An 18,050-nucleotide genomic window follows, 5' to 3' on the forward strand; every position below is an offset into this window, starting at 1 on the left:
CTTATATTAAATTAATCATACTATAAAATGAAAGAAATGAAATGATAAATAGCGGAAAAATCAGAAATTTTTACGCTAGTATACAATATGTTACAATAAGCTGTGTCAATGAAAGAAGAAATTCCGTGCACCGCGCGGGAGAGGTTCGCGAACTCCCTCTATAAAAAACTATGGAAACAACAATATCCTTAGGTATTGTTTTGTTTTTTTATTGTGACAGTTCAAGAACGTTCTTTCTTCTTATTTATAGTAAAGAAGGAGAATGAGTGAAATGAAAAAAGAAAAAGCAGTTGTTGTTTTTAGTGGAGGACAAGATAGTACGACATGTTTATTTTGGGCAATAGAGCAGTTTGCGGAGGTAGAAGCTGTAACATTTAATTACAATCAACGTCATAAGCTAGAAATTGATTGTGCAGCGGAAATTGCAAAAGAGCTAGGAATAAAGCATACGGTACTAGATATGAGTCTATTAAATCAACTTGCTCCAAATGCGTTAACGAGAACGGATATGGAGATTACACATGAAGAAGGTGAATTGCCGTCGACATTTGTAGATGGACGAAATTTACTCTTCCTATCATTTGCTGCTGTATTGGCAAAACAAGTTGGAGCACGTCATATTGTAACCGGTGTATGTGAAACTGATTTCAGTGGTTATCCAGACTGCCGTGACGTGTTTGTGAAATCGTTAAACGTTACTTTAAATTTATCTATGGATTACCCGTTTGTCATTCACACGCCACTTATGTGGATTGATAAAGCTGAAACATGGAAATTATCAGATGAACTTGGAGCATTTGAGTTTGTTCGGGAAAAAACATTAACATGTTATAACGGAATCATTGGTGATGGTTGCGGTGAATGTCCAGCATGTCAACTTCGTAAAGCAGGATTAGATACGTACCTACAAGAACGCGAAGGAGCGAACAACTAATGGATAACTTTTTTGGATTTCGCATCGTAGAGAATTTGCAAAAAATGGACAAGGATATTCAGCGTAAACAACTCAAATACCATAATAAAAGAGTAATGGTCAGCAAGGAATTTACATTTGATGCAGCACACCATTTACACTGTTATGAAGGGAAATGTAAAAACTTACATGGTCACACATATAAAGTTGTATTTGGAATTAGTGGATATGTAAATGAAATAGGTCTTGCAATTGACTTTGGAGATATAAAAGAAATTTGGAAGAATGAAATCGAAATTTATTTAGATCATCGTTATTTAAACGAAACGTTACCTGCAATGAATACGACTGCTGAAAATATGGTCGTTTGGATTTATGAAAAGATGGCAGAAGCACTAACAAAAGAGAATCGAGTGAACGAATATAAAGGAGCTCGCGTTGAATTTGTTCGTCTCTTTGAGACGCCGACTAGTTATGCGGAAGTAAGACGGGAGTGGATGCTTGATGAGTAAAATCCCTGTCTTAGAAATATTCGGTCCGACTATTCAAGGTGAAGGAATGGTTGTAGGGCAAAAGACAATGTTTATCCGTACAGCTGGTTGTGATTATAGCTGTGCTTGGTGTGATTCTGCTTTTACGTGGGATGGATCAGCTAAAGATCAAATTAGACAGATGACACCAGAAGATATTTGGGATGAGCTTGTTGCAATTGGAGGAGAAAATTTTTCTCATGTTACGATTTCAGGCGGAAATCCGGCATTACTGAAAAATATTGAGTTTCTTCTTTCAATATTAAAAGAAAATGGAATGCGAACGGCAATTGAAACGCAAGGGAGTAAATGGCAAGATTGGTTACTTCAAATTGATGAGGTAACAATTTCTCCAAAACCACCAAGTTCGACGATGAAAACAGATTTTCAGAAGTTAGATGCTATTATTCAGAAACTAGCAGGAAAAGATATTAGTTTAAAAGTAGTAGTATTCGATGATCATGATTTTGAATATGCAGTTAAGATGCACGAACGTTATCCAGGTGTACCATTTTTCCTGCAAGTAGGAAACGATGATACAAAAACAGTGGATGATGCGATGCTTATTAAAAAATTATTAGATAAGTATGAGTGGCTGATTGATAAAGCTGTAAATTGTAAAGAGATGAATGATGCAAAAGTATTGCCTCAGCTTCATGCGTTAGTATGGGGAAATAAACGCGGCGTATAACGAGAAGGGATGTTTAAAATGACTGGAAGATTAGATGAAGATTTAAAAGATGTAACATTATTAGGAAATCAAAATACAAAATATTTATTTGAATATAGCCCAGAAATATTAGAGGTATTTGATAATAATCATCCAAACCGTGATTATTTTGTAAAATTCAATTGTCCTGAATTTACAAGTTTATGTCCGAAAACAGGACAACCAGATTTTGCAACAATTTATATTAGCTATATTCCAGAGCAAAAAATGGTAGAGAGTAAATCTTTAAAGTTGTATTTATTTAGTTTCCGCAATCATGGTGATTTCCACGAAGATTGCATGAACGTTATTATGAACGATTTAATTAAATTAATGGATCCACGTTATATTGAGGTATGGGGGAAATTCACACCACGTGGTGGCATTTCAATTGATCCATACTGCAACTACGGTCGCCCAGGGACGAAGTATGAACAAATGGCTGACTACCGCATGATGAACCACGATCTATATCCGGAAACAATTGATAATCGTTAATAGAAAGAAAGGGCCTGTATACTATACAGGCCCTTTCTTTCTATTATATTATGCATTTTGATTAATGACAGTATAGTTTTTATGACTTACAACTGTAAGAGGTTCCATATCTAGTTCTCTAAAATTCTTCATAATTGTTATATCAACAATAACAGAGTTTTGATTTACTTTTTGAACACGGCCTTGCATTCCACCTTTAAATTCGATGATATCTCCAGTTTCTGCGATCTGCATAAGCAACTCTCCTTGTTACAGTTTTCCCAAAAAAAGAATAAATTTGGGTTTTTTTTATTTCCTCCTATTTTGAACCATATTTCCTACTTTGTAAATGTTTCCAAAGTAAAAATTCGAAAAATATTCACTTTTTGTAAGAAAATATGTAGAAAATCCATGTTATTTGAAAAAAATAGCAAAAATGCGGGAATCTTTATATCGAGGTATAATGAAAAAGTAGAATAACCTGCTGAAGTGGGAGAAATTAGAGGCGGTAAAATGATGTTTGAATTTGTGGGGAGTGTTATAGCTTTAATTTTATTTTTATTTTCTTATATGCATTTAAAAAAGATTCGTCAATATGATACGAGTACATATTTTGATGGGATGGATGGTATCCATGCTTCGATAACGCATGATAGTGGTGGGGAGATGTAAAGGTATATGACTTTCTTTTCTTGCGTGGTATGATGTTTAGAACTAGTGCATAATAGAGTTCGTAAGTGATGAATGGAGAGTGAAAAGAATGAAGATTTCTTTTATTCGTCATGGTTGTTTAGGTCGTATAAGAGAACCGATGACAATTAATTCATTTCACGAATGGATGAAACAGTATGATTCCGAGTCAATGATACAAAAAGCTAAAATGCCGATAGAAACAATAGAGGCAATTGAAGCAGCGAAATTTGTCTTAACAAGTGATCAAAGGCGTGCTGTACAATCAGCAGCTGAATTAACGGATTCTTTATCTTTTATGCAAAACTCTCTTTTTAGAGAAGCTGAAGTTCCTTCATACTTTTTTGCTCCGAAGTGGTTGAAATGCACAATTAAGGTATGGATGTTCATTGGGCGCACATTATGGATACTTGGCTACCATAAAGATGTTGAGTCTTATAAGGAAGTAAGAGAGAGGGCAAAGCAAGCGGCTTACCTGTTACATCGTTATGCTCTCGTACATGGAAGTATTGCTCTTGTAGGTCATAATTATTTTAATTCGATGATTGGAACGGAGCTGAGGGCAATGGGATGGTCTGGTTCTCCTATTTTGCATAGAAAGCCATGGGGATGTACAACATATACGTTTCACGAGGCGATGGATGGAAATATATTAAATACGAATTTAACATAAAAGCACACGATTTATATAAATCGTGTGCTTTCTTTTTAAGATATAGAAATTTTGACGTTTAATGGTTTTACGAGATGAGCATAAGGTTCGCCTACTAGCATAACAATTTCATCTTTTTTATAACCTAACTTTTCGTATAGTGAATAGGCGCGTGTGTTTTCTAAATTAACAAGTAAAGCGATTTTTTCATGCCCTTTTTCAGTTGCATAGATTTCGGCAGCTTCAATTAATTTAGAACCAATACCTTTTCCACCGTGTGCACTTGAAACTGATAATGTATCAATGTAATACTCATCAAGCTCAGCTTCTTTTTCTAACGTAATTGATTCATCTTTATGTAATTCTCTTAAGTGATGTACAATTGGTGCGTCAAGCTGTGTTGCTTCACTACCGTGATAAGCGACAATAATTCCAACTGCACTCTCGTCTTGTTCATAAATAAAACAGTTTTCGTAGCTCAGACGGTTATTTTCTTTTGAGAACCATGTCTCAAGTCCTAGTAATACTTCTGCTTCAACTGTGCTACCTGTGATTTTTTCAGCAATTTCATGCAGAGCATTATACAATAAAGGAGCTATTGCCATTGCATCTGTCTTTTTTGCTTTCCGAATCATAGTATCCCTCCTAGTTCTATTTGTATATTGTAGCATAGTGGTATGGAACTTTGCATAATTGAATGCCGAAATGTTTGATATAGAGAAGTAGCTATGTTAGTATATGATATTTAGTGGACATATAGTAAAACGATATTGTTTGCGAAATAACGAAAATAAAATCATGGCATAACAACAAGATAAAGTGAAATGTTAATCAGTAAGATTTTTTGTTCATTCCACGACTGATTAGTAGTCAACACCAATCGGACTACCCGCAAATAGCGGGATAATTTTACAGTTGTTGACCTATAGAATATACGATAGAATAAAATATTGCAGAGAGGTGAAATACATGGATAAAGAATTAGCAAATACAATTTTAGATCAGCTGAAAAATGGTGAAATAACGGAGTATGTTGTTACGAAAGATGTATTTTATACGTTCAGAGAAGTTGTTGTAAATAGAGAAGACTTTAAGCATTTCATTGGTAACGCACAGCGAGGCGGGCAAGTGATTTATACATATTCAGAAACGCCACGTTCATAAAGGGGAATTTTGATCAGCAGGGCATCCTTCACCAACTGGACGTTTAATGCGGGATAAATAAAAGATAAAGGAGAGGGGAATTATGGGCGATTTTAAACAAGGCATTTTACCACATTGGGATTATATGTGGAAAGATAGAGCCGGCAATAGATTTATGGGAATGGTTATGTATCCAGAGAAACGAAAATGTTCAGCAAAAATGCTTCAGAAAATAAAAAGAGCATATGAAGAAGCGATAGAAATTAAAGTAACTGTACAAGTTCAACATACATATCAGTATGTAGAAGGAATGATTGTATACTTTGATGAAGAGGCTCCTGTATGTACAATGCTTGATAAAGATGAAAATCCACATCACATATTTGTAAAAGATATTTTGCGTATTGAGCACTCTGAATAAACTTTTCATAAATAAATTGAAGTTCCATAATAATAATCTTTTTCTATAATAGTTATCTTTTAGTATGTAACGAGAGACGAAAGTATATGTATAATATATTTAATAAGGTAAATTTGATAAATGTAATCGTTTTTTAGAGCAGATTATCGTTTCATATCTGTTCTTTTTTGCGTGATGCTAGAGAAATATATTTCTTCAGCATCTACCGTTTTATGACAAAATATATTGTTAACTTTTTTAAAAATAAGGTTAAATTCGTTGACAACTTTTTTGAAAAGCACTTTATTGACATGAGTTTTAGAATGTTGTTTCATAGTCATTGTATTGAAAAAAAACGGCTATCATGTCGAAAAGTAAAAGTTAAAAAAAGAAAGAATTTATACATATATCTTGTGTCTTATTTTGAAACGTAATACAATATATAGAGAAATCAAGAACAACATATAGAGAATATAGATTTGAGAGGGAGGGTCGGAAATGTTAGTTGCATATGATTCTATGACAGGAAACGTGAAGCGTTTCATTCACAAATTAAATATGCCGGCCGTTCAAATTGATGAAGATCTAGTAATAGATGAAGACTTTATTCTTATTACGTATACAACAGGTTTTGGCAATGTACCAGAACGTGTTTTAGACTTTTTAGAGCGCAATAATGAAAAATTAAAAGGCGTATCTGCAAGCGGCAATCGTAACTGGGGAGACATGTTCGGTGCAAGTGCTGACAAGATTTCTACTAAATATGAAGTGCCTATTGTATCAAAATTTGAGTTATCTGGAACAAATAACGATGTAGAATATTTTAAGGAAAGGGTGCGGGAGATTGCGACACATTGAACTGAATAATGAAATCACGCAAATGCAGGACGGTTTTTATCAGCTTCATAAAGATAAAGAGGCATTAGAAGTCTTTATGGAAGAAGCTAGAGAGAATACCGTTCCTTTTAATAGCGTGGCAGAGCGAATGGAGTATATGAAAGAACATGATTACTATTACAACGTTCTGGACGAGTATAGCTTGGAGGAAGTAGAGGAAGTATATAACATCGCTTATGGTGAAAACTTCGAGTTCCAATCTTATATGGCAGCATCTAAGTTCTACAAAGATTATGCGTTAAAAACGAATGATCAAAAACAATACTTAGAAAGCTATGAAGATCGTGTAGCAATTGTTTCATTATACTTAGGACGCGGTGATGTTTCGAAGGCAAGACAATTCGCAAGCATGATTGTAAAACAAAACTACCAACCAGCGACACCAACCTTTTTAAATGCGGGAAGAAGCAGAAGAGGAGAAATGGTGTCTTGTTTCTTGTTAGAGATGGACGATAGCTTAAATTCGATCGGCTTTAACATTAATACTGCGATGCAATTATCGAAAATCGGCGGGGGAGTAGCTTTAAACTTATCTAAGCTACGCGCACGTGGTGAGCAAATTAAAGGTATCGACAATGCTGCAAGTGGTGTAGTACCTGTTATGAAATTGCTTGAAGATTCGTTTTCATATGCGAATCAACTTGGCCAACGAAAAGGTGCCGGTGCAGTATATTTAAACATTTTCCATTGGGATATTATTGAATTCCTTGATACAAAAAAAATAAATGCCGATGAGAAGAGCCGTATTCAGTCTCTATCAATCGGAATTATCGTTCCAAGTAAGTTCTTTGAGCTTGCTGAGAAAAATGAGCCTTTCCATGTTTTCGCACCTTATACGGTTTATAAAGAATATGGCAAGCATTTAGATGATATTGATATTGATGAAATGTACGATGAATTAATGAGCAATCCGAAAGTGAAGAAGAAGCCACTAGATATTAGTGCACGTGATATGCTTATTAAAATCGCTATGATTCAGCTTGAGTCTGGTTACCCATACTTAATGTTTAAATCAAATGCAAATAATCAACATCCATTGAAGGATATTGGAACTGTGAAGATGTCGAACTTATGTACAGAAATCTTCCAGCTTCAAGAAACTTCAGAAATAAATGATTACGGTACAGATGACATTATCCGTCGTGATATTAACTGTAACTTAGGATCGTTAAATATCGTAAACGTAATGGAAAATAAAGAAATTCGTGAAGCGGTTCATGCAGGAATGGAAGCTTTAACAGCTGTTTCTGATATGACGATCATTCCGAATGCACCAACCGTGAAAAAAGCAAATGACGAGCTTCATTCAGTTGGACTTGGAGCAATGAATTTACACGGGTATTTAGCAAAAAATAAAATCGCTTATGAAAGTGCAGAAGCGAAAGAATTCGCTCGTACATTCTTTATGATGTTAAATTACTACTCTATTGAGAAAAGTATGGAAATCGCTACAGAAAAAGGCGAGACATTTAAAGACTTCGATAAATCTGATTATGCGAATGGCACATACTTTGAAAAGTATGAAACGACAGATTACAGCCCAGTAACTGAAAAAGTTCAGCAACTATTTGAAGGAATTCATATTCCAACAAAAGAAGATTGGACAAGTTTAAAAGAGCAAGTGCAAAAGAATGGTTTATACAACTCGTATCGTCTTGCCATTGCTCCAACACAATCAATCAGTTACGTTCAAAATGCAACTTCAAGCGTAATGCCGATCGTAAGTCAAATCGAATCAAGAACATATGCGAACGCGACAACATATTATCCAATGCCGTATTTATCAAAAGATACGTTCTGGTACTATAAATCTTCTTACGATATGAATCAGTTTAAATTAATTGATTTAATCGCAGAAATTCAAGAACATATTGACCAAGGAATTAGTACAATTCTTTACGTTAATAGTGATATTTCAACACGTGAATTAGCACGTTACTACATCTATGCACATAAAAAAGGCTTAAAGAGTCTGTATTATACGAGAACACGTAAATTAAGCGTGGAAGAGTGTGTGGCGTGTACCGTTTAATGGCATATTGCCATACTAAATGAATAACCCAATAGTATGAGCAGGGTTATGAACCCTGCTCATACTTGGTTTGTTCTACTAAACGGTTAGCTTTTCATTGTTAGATGGAAATTTAACCGTTCAGTAGAACAATAATAGATATAGGGGTGATTCAATGCGCGCTGTTAACTGGAATAAAAAGGAAGATGATTTCAGTTTAATGTTTTGGAAGCAAAACATCGCTCAGTTTTGGACAGAAGAAGAAATCGCGGTTTCGTCTGACAAAAATACTTGGGTGCAATTATCGAAAGAAGAGCAAATTGCTTATAAGCGTGTATTAGGTGGTTTAACACTTTTAGATACGAAACAAGGTGGCGAAGGAATGCCACTTGTACTTGTTCATCTTGAAAATTTACAGGCGAAAAGTGTATTAGCTTTCATGGGAGCTATGGAAGAAGTACATGCGAAAAGTTATAGTCACATTTTCACAACATTAGCTACAGAAGAAGAAATTGATGATATTTTTGACTGGGTAGACAATCATCCGTTACTTGAGAAAAAAGCTGGTATTATTACTAGTTACTATCGTCGTTTATTAAAGCCTGAAGTAACGAAAAAAGAGTTATACATGGCAATGGTAGCAAGTGTGTTCTTAGAAAGTTACTTATTCTATAGTGGATTCTTCTATCCACTTTACTTAGCTGGTCAAGGTAAACTGACGGCAAGTGGTGAAATTATTAACCTTATTATCCGTTAACTTATGGCGGCTTTTGGTAGAGATACCAATTGAAAAACCCTTTTAATTGCTGGGACCCCCTATTGTAAATTTATCTGTATTATTATTGATGAATATATGCATTCAGGTTATTCTCTAACTATCAATAGATGGAAAGGAGAATAGCTGATAGGGCAATCAGCAGCGAAGCCTTTATCTAGCGATAACATGTACGGAATTTACTATTTAAAAATCAATGGGAAGTATTATATTGGTAAAGATGTGAACGTTTCAAATTTAAAACGAATTAGGGAACATATGTGGATGTTAAAGAGTGGTACACATTATAATAGGTATTTACAAGCAGTATATTGTAAATATGAATCCACTTTAGAATATGGAATTCTAGAGGAAATAGAATGTTCATTGGAAGAATTGAGTGAGATTGAGCAACAGTATATTTGGCTGTATGATTCTTATAATAATGGCTATAACTTGACATTAGGCGGAGAAGGATTGGGTGGAATTAAATTCACTGAAGAACAATTAGAGAAGAAAAGGCAACGTGTTATAGGTGAAAAAAATCCACAATCAAAAATTACAGATGCACAATTTTTTGAGATTGTAGAACTACTAAAGTGCGGAAAGACAAATCCAGAAATTGCTGATATGTATAATCTTCATCCTAATTATGTATCTTTAATTCGACATAAGAAACGTTATAAATATCTTTGGGGAAAAGTACAAAATTATTTGCCGGTTAAATCTGAACACCAACTGAAAACAAGGGGACGTGTTACTCTTGAAATGTTTTTGGATATCGTTCAGATGCTACAAGCCGGTGAATCTAATGCATCCATTGAAAGAAAACATGGGTTATCGAGCGGCACAGGAAGCCGTATCAGACATCGAAAACTGTATAAACAGTGGTGGGTGCGATACGTAGATAAAGGAACGTTCAACGACTATCCCAATGGCGGTGAAATTCCGCAAGAGGAGTAGGGCCAAGCGGTGGGTGAGAATCCCTTAAATCGAAATGGAGGGCTACCTGAGAAGGTAGATGATATAGTCTCTTCTTACAGGAAACTGTAAGCTGTATAAACGGCATAGGAGTAGCGAACTTATGTGAAGGTAAAGGATGAGTCAATTCACGGCGTATTCGTCGGTATTTTAGCACAACAAATCTTCGCAGAACTTTCTGCAGAAGAGCAACAAGAAGTGCAAAAAGAAACACAAGAGTTATTAATGGAACTATATGAAATTGAAATGGCCTATACAGAAGAAATTTACACTTCTATCGGTCTTGTAGAAGATGTAAATCGTTTCGTTCGTTACAATGCGAATAAAGGGCTTATGAACTTAGGACTTGAGCCGAAGTTTGAAGAAGAAGAAATTAACCCAATCGTTTTAAATGGTTTACGTACAGATACGAAAAACCATGATTTCTTCTCTGTAAAAGGAAATGGTTACGTAAAAGCAACGAACGTTGAAAAGTTAGCTGACGATGACTTCGTGTTTAACTTTTAATATAGGATTATAAAGAAAAGCTGTCTTATTCATTGATAAGACAGCTTTTCTTTATAATTTTGTTTACATAACACTATTATTTCTATATAGCGATTTATGTTTGGGAAGTTCTATTCGGTTAACGGATAGAACTTTTTGTAATTAAATGGGTATTTACAAACTTTTTGTATCAGTGTATTATTTAACTGGTACACCGATACAAAAGGAGGGAAGAAATGAAAATAGAGTTTTCTCCAAATACACCAATTTACATTCAGGTAATGGAATACATAAAAAAAGAGATCGTAACAGGACATTTATTGCCTGGTGATAAAATTCCCTCTGTCCGTGAATTAGCGAGTGAATTACAAGTGAATCCAAATACGATTCAGCGTACATTTCAAGAGCTAGAACGGGATGGAGTTGTTGTAACACGTAGAGGAATGGGACGGTATGTAACGAATGAAGGGGAGAAAATTATGGAGCTGCGAAAAGAGATGGCGAAAGAATTACTTCATTCTTTTATAGATGGAATGGACAATTTAGGTTTTTCAGAAGAAGAAATTCTTACAATTCTTCGTTCTTCATTACATGATAAGAGGGAGGAGAGCCAATGACAGAGCTATTAAAAATAGAAAACTTATGGAAGAGATACGGATTAAAAGCAGTGATCCGTGAATTAAACATAGAGATTACGGAAGGGAAAATCGTTGGGCTTGTTGGAGATAACGGGAGCGGGAAAACGACGTTATTGAAAATGATTGCAGGCTTGCAACACCCTTCTGAAGGCAGTATCACAATAGACGGTAAAAAGGTAGGATTACAGACGAAAGAAATCGTTTCATTTATGTCCGATAAGCCAGTCTTTGATGATTGGATGACTGTAAAAGACGCTTTATTTTTCTACCGGGATTTTTATAAAGACTTCGATATTCAAAAAGCGGTAGATACGATTGCAGAATTTAAAATACCGTTAGAAGAAAAAATTACAGCATTGTCAAAAGGTATGATAGAGAAGCTGCAAATCATTTTAACATTTTCTCGAAAAGCGAAGCTATACGTACTGGATGAGCCATTGGGCGGGATAGATCCTCTTTCTAGAGAACATGTATTGGATCTAATTCTACAGTTCTATAGAGAAGATTGTACGATATTAATTTCCACTCACTTAATAAATGAAATTGAAAATATTTTTGATGAAGTGATCTTTTTAAAAGATGGAGAAATGGTTCTATATGAAAATGTAGAAGAAATTCGTTTTCAGAGAGGAAAAGCAGTTCATGAATTGTTTAAGGAGGTGTTTAGTAAGTGAAGTCAGTACTTTCCTATTTATGGAATGTAAATAAGAAAAGATATATTGTTACTTTTTTATTCTTTGTGCTAATTGAAGCTGTGTTATTTTCACAAATGATTGTAAGAAAAAGTGATGCGGCTATCAGTAGACAAGAGGATATATTTGGAATCATTATGATTATATTTTTCTTTTATATTGTTTATATGTTTATACAAACAATGAAATCATATTCACGCTTACTAACTAATCCGATGTTACGACTTACAGCGATATCTGGGAAACAATATGTAATTTCTATGCTTATTTTCTCATTTATCGCAATGGCTATATGGTATGGGATATGTGGAATTCTTTTCTACGTAAGTTATATATTAGCTTTTCCTACGACTTCTGTATATGTAGAGGCAAAAGAGATTATGCAAGTAGGCATAATTAATAATTTAATATATACGATAAGCGATTTATTTGAGTTTTTGTTTAGTGTGTTACAAATCATATTAGTAATTACTCTAGTTAAGTTACTTACGAAAAAGAAAAAGGCGCAAAATATACTAATCGTTATTATTTTTCTAGTAATAAATATAGCGATTACTTTAGCGACAACCTTGCTAGGAAAATTAGCTCCAGCTTTCCAAGTATTGCGAAGAGTAGAATATCATAGTGAAAGCAAGAGTCTGTTTATTAATATGTTTCAAGAAAATGGATTTAACATTTTTAATATAAGTTTCATGGTAATGGTTAGTGCTCTAATAATATATGTAATTGCTTATATTATCGATAAAAAACTAGAAGTCTAAAGGAGGAATCAGCATTGGGAAACGTAGTAGTAAAGTTAGAGAATGTTCGAAAAAGGATTGGTGGAACGGAAATTATTCGTGGTTTATCATTTGAGGTTCGTGAAGGAGAAGTATACGGATTCCTTGGGCCGAACGGTAGCGGTAAGACGACGACGATCCGTATGATGACAGGTCTTATTTCAATGACAGAGGGCGATATTACAATTTGTGGACATAGTATTCGCTCGGAGCGTGAAAAGGCACTAGAGCAAATTGGAGCGATTGTAGAAAATCCTGAACTATATGATTATATGACAGGAATGCAAAACTTAAATCATTTTGCGAACATGGCCATTACTCCAATTAGTAAAGAGCGCATTGCTGAGATTGTAAAGCTTGTTGAATTAGAGCATGCGATTCATAAAAAGGTGAAAACATATTCACTTGGTATGAAACAACGTTTAGGAATTGCACAAGCATTACTTCATCAGCCGAAAATCTTAATTTTAGATGAGCCGACAAATGGATTAGATCCAGCTGGTATTCGCCAAATTCGTGATTATTTACAACGTTTAGCGAAAGAAGAGAATATTGCTGTAATCGTATCAAGTCACTTATTGAGTGAAATTGAATTAATGTGTGATCGCGTTGTTATTATTAAACAAGGTGAGTTTGTACAAGAGTACAACTTACATGAAAAAGTGAAACATGATGAGGCAGTCGTTGTAGCGTTTGAAGTAGATGAAGTTCAGAAAGCAAATGAAATCATTAAAGGTAAAGCAAAAGGGAATGTAATTGTAGCATCTGTAACAAAAGACAACATTCCGCAACTTGTAAAAAAACTTGTTCATGCTGATGTGCTTGTATACGGAGTTACTGTTCAAAATAAAACGTTAGAGGATGAGTTCTTAGCGATTACTGGGGGAGTGAAAGCGTAATGTTTAAATTAATTCAAAATGAATTTTTAAAGTTGCATGCGAAAAAAGGTATGTATATTTTAATTGGTGTCATTGCGGCACTCGAAATTTTAGGTACTTTAGCAATGTTGAAGTGGGGAAAAGGTGATGAGTTTAAGGGATCATATTTAGATTATGCAAACTCAGAGATTGGCTTAATTGTTTTATTTACAACGATTTTTGGGATTACACTTGCTGCCCGTACTCTTACTGATGAGTTCCAAAAAGGTACAATTAAACAATTGTTAATCCGTCCAAGAAAAAGACTTGCAGTTTTATTTTCTAAATATATTACAGTGTTATTAGCAATGTTATTTATCGTATTAGCTGGTATGTTAATTGCAATGATTATTGGCGGTATTGTAATGGATGGTAGTAAAACAGAATTAACGTTAGGAATCGTAATGAAGTCCACTTTATATCAACTACTTTCACCATTCTTTTTTGCAACACTTGCATTTTTCCTAGCAAATGTCTTTAGAAAGTCTGTATTACCATTAATTATTACGATGTTCCTATTCTTCTTACAAGGTGCAATTAACATGGTATTAATAATGTTTGCAAAAGGTGTAGCGAAGTTTGTAGTATTCAACCATTTGGATTTAAGAGCTTACGATAGTAATAAATTAATCAATGGTGGAATGGAACCAACATTTACAGAATTTACGTTTACAACTTCATTATTACTTGTAGCTGCATACTTTGTTGTGTTACTTGTAGCATCAAGTGCATTATTCCAAAAACGTGACGTATTATAATAAAAGAAATCCCCGCTTGTAAAAACGGGGATTTTTATTACATAAATTTCACTTGGATTGCAACTTGAAGAACAGCGATATGGTATTTTAAGAGCTATGCTGTTTGAAATGATTTGAGAAAAATAGGAAGGATTTCAACTATATTCATATTATAATTTAGTTATCCTGCTATTTATAGGGAAAGGATTGCCTATAAAGTACTGATTAAAGTTTTATTTTATTTTTACTATCTTTGGGGGTGTTCTATATGCACTATGCATTTTCACGTATAAGGCTACGTAGCTTTTTTGGATGGATGATTATAGGGGTGTTCCTTATAATGATACCATTAGGTCTAGCAAATGTTTCTGAGAATACGATGGAGGTTATTTCACAAATAACTGTATTTTTTGTATTTCCGTTACTTTGGCTATACGTAAAAACAAATAAAAATAATGTTGTATTTAACAGTTTTTTTGATAAGCCAGGACGTTTATCTTGGGGATTAATTGTATTAGCAACGATAATGGGGATGATTTTTTCAGTTGGCATATCTCAGATTCAATTTTACATATTAGCACATACGTTACCGAATTTCTTAGTTACTATGCTAGAAGACGGAAATGTTATTAATACGAGTAACGTATATATGACGATATTTACTTTCATTTCAGCATGTGTGTTAGCACCTATTATGGAAGAGGTTATTTTTAGGGGATTTTTCTTACAGCGGATGGCTCATAAATGGGGAATTAAAAAAGCTGTAATTATATCTTCAATTATTTTTGGCCTAGGACATTTTGATGTTATTGGTGCGTTCATGTTTGGTGTCGTTATGTGTCTTTTATACATAAAAACAAAAAATATATGGACGAATATAGCTGTGCACGCTCTAAATAATTTGATTGCAACAAGTATGCAATTTTTCGGTGGAGAAGAAAGTGGTACAATCTCAATTACTGAATTACAAGCGCAAAGTAATTTATGGATTGGTATCGGTCTTACAGTTGTTGGATTACTATGGTTAATTCCGTATGTTTGGAAACAATGGCGTACAGTAAAAGAAGTTGGCGTGCCACCAGTACGTTTTATAAATGAGCAAAAAGTAGTGAATTCATCACAAGAAAATGAAGTGTATAGTCAAGTGATCGTAACCGATAGATTGATGGCCATAGAGTTACCAGATGAGGCTGTAAATAAGCTTCGGTTAGAAGAAAATGATTATGTAACAGTAGCTGTAGAAGAAGATAAAATCGTTATAAAGAAAGCACATAATAGATAATTAAAAAGTAGCTCTTAGGAGCTACTTTTTAATTTGTAATAATTTCTACACGAAAATTATTACCGTTCTTTACATATTTAATATCTGTAACAGTGCGGACTGTCTTTAAAATCTCCACTTTTTCACCAATTCGCGGGATGGTCGGAACATTGTCCCAAATACCAAGCAAGTCATCTAATTGTGCCGTTTTTTCATAAAACCAGATTTTCAATGTAAAGCCCCTTTCTCGAACTTTATGTATTTTAATACATAATATATTATTTTTATTCTTATTGTAAGGGGTTTTTTTATATTTTATGAATAAAAATAAATTAATCTTCTGGGAAGATATGTTCAATATCAGGAGTAAGAGATACTTCTGATAATACGATATGAGAAACTGTCGTTGCATATGAAGAAACATCATTGATAAATTCTTCAAGTTCAACGAGTGAAGGAACAGAAATTTTTACAATGTAGCATAAGCTTCCTGTTACTCGGTAACAAAAACTTGCAGATGGATAAGACTGAATAAATTGTTGCATACGTGTTGTATCACCATTCTTTAAGGTGATTTCTAAAATACAATCTAAAACTAGTCCTGCCTTTTTATAATCAATATCAATTGTGTATTTTTGAATAACACCTTCGCTTTCGAGCTTACGAACACGTTCTGAAGTAGACGGAGCAGATAAGTTTACTCGTTTAGCCAATTCACGCATCGAAAGGCGACTATCATTATATAATTCATTTAAAATTTTTCGATCAACACGGTCTAATTGCATTTGTAAATATACCTCCAGTAAAATAATGATTTTTGTAAAGGGAAAATATAAATTAAGATTCATATGAAATGTAAAGTGAACGTTATTTATTTTACAATAAAACAGAAGGAAATAGGAGGGGAAATGATGGAGAGAATTTCATTATCAAATGTAGGAGATACAAAGTTTCAAAAGTTATTAGGGCATAATTCGGATATATTACACTCGTGGAGTAAGTTAGAAGATACACTGTACAATAAAGGAACTCTTTCAGCAGAGTTGAAGGAGCAAGTGAGAAGAACATTAGCGTATGGGAATGAATGTCTGTACTGTATGGCAAAGGGAAGACCAGATGATGTGCAAAAGGCAGAGGAGATTGGTGTAGCCGTTACTTTTGCGCATACATTTGTTCATGACCGAAAAGCAATAGATGATACTATGTTTCACGCATTAAAACAATATTGGACAGAAAAAGAAATTGTAGAGCTTTGCGCCTATGTTTGCTTTATTACTGCGTCACAACAACTTGGTTTTCTATTTCAATTACAGCCAAATTAAGGGGGAAATGATGACAAATCAAATAGCACTTATCATAATCGATGTACAAAAGGCATTTCAATTACCAGATTGGGGCGAGAGAAATAATATTTTTGCTGAAGAAAACATGAGAATTTTGTTAGAAGAATGGAGAAAAAGGAAACGACCAGTTTTTCATATTCAACATGTAAATAAAGAAAATGCTCAGTCAATGTTTTATGAGAGAGCGGAAACGGTAAACTTTAAAGAAGAAGTGCAACCACTACTTGGTGAAGTGGTTATTCAGAAATTCGTTAACAGCGCGTTCATTGGGACAAATTTAGAAGAGCGATTAAGAAAGAACAAATGTAATGCAGTAGTGGTTGTAGGATTAACGACAAATCATTGCGTGGAAACTACGACACGAATGGCAGGGAATTTAGGATTTACAACATATTTAGTGAGTGATGCAACGGCTACTTTTAACCGTAAAGGTTTAGATGGTAAGGAGTATAGTGCAGAGGATATTCACAATATGACACTTGTAAATTTACATGAAGAGTTTGCTACGATTGTGACGACAAAAGAAGTGTTAAAATTATTTTAAGAAAATAATTGCGAATTATGTAGAAAAAAATAAGAATATTTCGTATAATCTAAGTACAATCATTTTGAAAATAGGGGTGGCATCATATGGAGCAAATTTCAGTAAAGAAATTAGAAGAGGTACTTGTTGTAGCAGGGGATGATAAACAGAAGCAAAAGGAATTTTATGAATTGCTCTTATCTACTGAGTTTTATGTTGCTGGTTCACTAGAAGCAGAGGACGGGGCAACAGAAGGAATACTTCGTTTGCGTCATTTCCAAGGAGAAGGTAGATGGATCGTTCCGTTCTTTACACAAATGGAATTTGTAAAAGATGTGTTGCCAGAAGGAACGCCCCTTATTACGATACGTGGGAAAGAGTTATTTGGTAGCATTGAGAAAGATGCTACAGCTGTATTAAATGTTGGCACTGATATAAGTAAAACATTTATTCCAGAAGAAATTGCAGATATCGCATCTGGACGAATTTTTAATTATTATAAGTAAAAGTAAAAGGA

Annotated in this window: 24 protein-coding genes, 2 pseudogenes and 1 riboswitch; of the genes and pseudogenes, 22 read left to right on the plus strand and 4 right to left on the minus strand. The window is 34.1% G+C overall.

Annotated features, from left to right (window positions below; all coding sequences use genetic code 11):
• Positions 1 to 134 precede the first annotated feature (134 nt).
• Positions 135 to 178, plus strand: a riboswitch (PreQ1 riboswitch).
• A gap of 93 nt (positions 179 to 271) precedes the next feature.
• The 4 genes from queC to queF are packed head-to-tail and all read left to right on the plus strand — an operon-like array spanning position 272 to position 2,650.
• Complete coding sequence (queC, locus tag BM089_RS02275) at positions 272 to 934, plus strand: 7-cyano-7-deazaguanine synthase QueC (protein WP_000711595.1); 663 nt, start codon at positions 272 to 274, stop codon at positions 932 to 934.
• On the plus strand, positions 934 to 1,425 hold the full coding sequence (gene queD, locus BM089_RS02280) for a 6-carboxytetrahydropterin synthase QueD (protein ID WP_000368414.1): 492 nt from the start codon (positions 934 to 936) through the stop codon (positions 1,423 to 1,425). Before queC ends, queD begins: the two co-directional genes overlap by 1 nt.
• A complete protein-coding gene (queE, locus tag BM089_RS02285) occupies positions 1,418 to 2,134 on the plus strand; it encodes a 7-carboxy-7-deazaguanine synthase QueE (protein ID WP_000036299.1) in 717 nt (238 codons plus the stop codon). Before queD ends, queE begins: the two co-directional genes overlap by 8 nt.
• Before the next feature lie 18 nt (positions 2,135 to 2,152).
• Complete coding sequence (gene queF / locus BM089_RS02290; protein WP_001986050.1) at positions 2,153 to 2,650, plus strand: preQ(1) synthase; 498 nt, start codon at positions 2,153 to 2,155, stop codon at positions 2,648 to 2,650.
• Positions 2,651 to 2,698: 48 nt separating this feature from the next.
• Here queF and BM089_RS02295 read toward each other — a convergent pair whose 3' ends face one another.
• Positions 2,699 to 2,884: a YkvS family protein gene (locus tag BM089_RS02295; protein ID WP_001165082.1), complete on the minus strand. Its 186-nt coding sequence runs from the start codon at positions 2,882 to 2,884 to the stop codon at positions 2,699 to 2,701.
• Positions 2,885 to 3,145: 261 nt separating this feature from the next.
• Between BM089_RS02295 and BM089_RS31335 the strand changes: the two genes are divergently transcribed.
• A complete protein-coding gene (locus tag BM089_RS31335) occupies positions 3,146 to 3,301 on the plus strand; it encodes a hypothetical protein (protein WP_000461432.1) in 156 nt (51 codons plus the stop codon).
• A gap of 88 nt (positions 3,302 to 3,389) precedes the next feature.
• Positions 3,390 to 3,992, plus strand: a complete 603-nt coding sequence (locus BM089_RS02305) for a histidine phosphatase family protein (protein ID WP_075720137.1) — start codon at positions 3,390 to 3,392, stop codon at positions 3,990 to 3,992.
• Positions 3,993 to 4,027: 35 nt separating this feature from the next.
• Here BM089_RS02305 and BM089_RS02310 read toward each other — a convergent pair whose 3' ends face one another.
• Positions 4,028 to 4,606 carry a GNAT family N-acetyltransferase gene (locus BM089_RS02310; RefSeq protein WP_000619547.1) on the minus strand — a complete coding sequence of 193 codons (579 nt, stop codon included), beginning with the start codon at positions 4,604 to 4,606 and terminating at the stop codon, positions 4,028 to 4,030.
• Positions 4,607 to 4,940: 334 nt separating this feature from the next.
• Here BM089_RS02310 and BM089_RS02315 point away from each other — a divergent pair, with 334 nt between their 5' ends.
• The 13 genes and pseudogenes from BM089_RS02315 to BM089_RS02380 all read left to right on the plus strand — a co-directional run bounded on the left by BM089_RS02315 (position 4,941) and on the right by BM089_RS02380 (position 15,688).
• Positions 4,941 to 5,135 (plus strand): hypothetical protein, encoded by a 195-nt coding sequence (locus tag BM089_RS02315; RefSeq protein WP_000356686.1) that lies wholly within the window; start codon positions 4,941 to 4,943, stop codon positions 5,133 to 5,135.
• An 82-nt stretch (positions 5,136 to 5,217) separates the two neighbouring features.
• Positions 5,218 to 5,535: a hypothetical protein gene (locus BM089_RS02320; protein ID WP_000502199.1), complete on the plus strand. Its 318-nt coding sequence runs from the start codon at positions 5,218 to 5,220 to the stop codon at positions 5,533 to 5,535.
• A gap of 477 nt (positions 5,536 to 6,012) precedes the next feature.
• Positions 6,013 to 6,372: a class Ib ribonucleoside-diphosphate reductase assembly flavoprotein NrdI gene (gene nrdI / locus BM089_RS02330; RefSeq protein ID WP_000959447.1), complete on the plus strand. Its 360-nt coding sequence runs from the start codon at positions 6,013 to 6,015 to the stop codon at positions 6,370 to 6,372.
• Positions 6,359 to 8,443, plus strand: a complete 2,085-nt coding sequence (gene nrdE, locus BM089_RS02335; RefSeq protein ID WP_001215839.1) for a class 1b ribonucleoside-diphosphate reductase subunit alpha — start codon at positions 6,359 to 6,361, stop codon at positions 8,441 to 8,443. Before nrdI ends, nrdE begins: the two co-directional genes overlap by 14 nt.
• Positions 8,444 to 8,597: 154 nt before the next feature.
• Positions 8,598 to 9,173, plus strand: a pseudogene (locus tag BM089_RS02340) (ribonucleotide-diphosphate reductase subunit beta); the annotation flags it as partial.
• Positions 9,174 to 9,365: 192 nt separating this feature from the next.
• Positions 9,366 to 10,139 (plus strand): GIY-YIG nuclease family protein, encoded by a 774-nt coding sequence (locus tag BM089_RS02345; protein WP_065228499.1) that lies wholly within the window; start codon positions 9,366 to 9,368, stop codon positions 10,137 to 10,139.
• Between the two features lie 129 nt (positions 10,140 to 10,268).
• Positions 10,269 to 10,664: pseudogene (locus BM089_RS02350) on the plus strand (ribonucleotide-diphosphate reductase subunit beta); the annotation flags it as partial.
• A 215-nt stretch (positions 10,665 to 10,879) separates the two neighbouring features.
• The gene (locus BM089_RS02355) at positions 10,880 to 11,260 is read left to right on the plus strand and encodes a GntR family transcriptional regulator (RefSeq protein WP_000687512.1); all 381 of its coding nucleotides are present in this window, start codon (positions 10,880 to 10,882) and stop codon (positions 11,258 to 11,260) included.
• A complete protein-coding gene (locus BM089_RS02360; protein WP_000137747.1) occupies positions 11,257 to 11,955 on the plus strand; it encodes an ABC transporter ATP-binding protein in 699 nt (232 codons plus the stop codon). The genes BM089_RS02355 and BM089_RS02360 overlap by 4 nt, the downstream gene beginning before the upstream one ends.
• Complete coding sequence (locus BM089_RS02365) at positions 11,952 to 12,734, plus strand: ABC transporter permease (RefSeq protein WP_090975896.1); 783 nt, start codon at positions 11,952 to 11,954, stop codon at positions 12,732 to 12,734. Before BM089_RS02360 ends, BM089_RS02365 begins: the two co-directional genes overlap by 4 nt.
• Positions 12,735 to 12,748: 14 nt before the next feature.
• Positions 12,749 to 13,651: an ABC transporter ATP-binding protein gene (locus tag BM089_RS02370; RefSeq protein WP_090975898.1), complete on the plus strand. Its 903-nt coding sequence runs from the start codon at positions 12,749 to 12,751 to the stop codon at positions 13,649 to 13,651.
• A complete protein-coding gene (locus BM089_RS02375; protein WP_000475427.1) occupies positions 13,651 to 14,427 on the plus strand; it encodes an ABC transporter permease in 777 nt (258 codons plus the stop codon). Before BM089_RS02370 ends, BM089_RS02375 begins: the two co-directional genes overlap by 1 nt.
• A 247-nt stretch (positions 14,428 to 14,674) precedes the next feature.
• On the plus strand, positions 14,675 to 15,688 hold the full coding sequence (locus tag BM089_RS02380; RefSeq protein ID WP_000558812.1) for a CPBP family intramembrane glutamic endopeptidase: 1,014 nt from the start codon (positions 14,675 to 14,677) through the stop codon (positions 15,686 to 15,688).
• A gap of 28 nt (positions 15,689 to 15,716) precedes the next feature.
• On the opposite strand, the gene BM089_RS02385 is transcribed toward BM089_RS02380, so the two are convergent.
• Both BM089_RS02385 and BM089_RS02390 read right to left on the minus strand, forming a co-directional pair.
• Positions 15,717 to 15,899, minus strand: a complete 183-nt coding sequence (locus BM089_RS02385; protein WP_000707107.1) for a DUF3913 family protein — start codon at positions 15,897 to 15,899, stop codon at positions 15,717 to 15,719.
• Between the two features lie 100 nt (positions 15,900 to 15,999).
• A complete protein-coding gene (locus tag BM089_RS02390) occupies positions 16,000 to 16,452 on the minus strand; it encodes an Lrp/AsnC family transcriptional regulator (RefSeq protein WP_001175505.1) in 453 nt (150 codons plus the stop codon).
• A 123-nt stretch (positions 16,453 to 16,575) separates the two neighbouring features.
• Between BM089_RS02390 and BM089_RS02395 the strand changes: the two genes are divergently transcribed.
• The 3 genes from BM089_RS02395 (at position 16,576) to BM089_RS02405 (ending at position 18,039) form a co-directional block, all read left to right on the plus strand.
• Entirely contained in the window at positions 16,576 to 16,989 is a 414-nt protein-coding gene (locus tag BM089_RS02395) for a carboxymuconolactone decarboxylase family protein (protein WP_072939645.1), read from the plus strand.
• Positions 16,990 to 16,999: 10 nt separating this feature from the next.
• Positions 17,000 to 17,554: a cysteine hydrolase family protein gene (locus BM089_RS02400; protein ID WP_000184438.1), complete on the plus strand. Its 555-nt coding sequence runs from the start codon at positions 17,000 to 17,002 to the stop codon at positions 17,552 to 17,554.
• An 86-nt stretch (positions 17,555 to 17,640) separates the two neighbouring features.
• The gene (locus BM089_RS02405; RefSeq protein ID WP_000435265.1) at positions 17,641 to 18,039 is read left to right on the plus strand and encodes an SseB family protein; all 399 of its coding nucleotides are present in this window, start codon (positions 17,641 to 17,643) and stop codon (positions 18,037 to 18,039) included.
• The last annotated feature ends 11 nt before the right edge of the window (positions 18,040 to 18,050 follow it).

It is taken from the genome of Bacillus sp. 5mfcol3.1, assembly GCF_900114335.1.
In the GTDB taxonomy this organism is placed as follows: domain Bacteria; phylum Bacillota; class Bacilli; order Bacillales; family Bacillaceae_G; genus Bacillus_A; species Bacillus_A thuringiensis_S.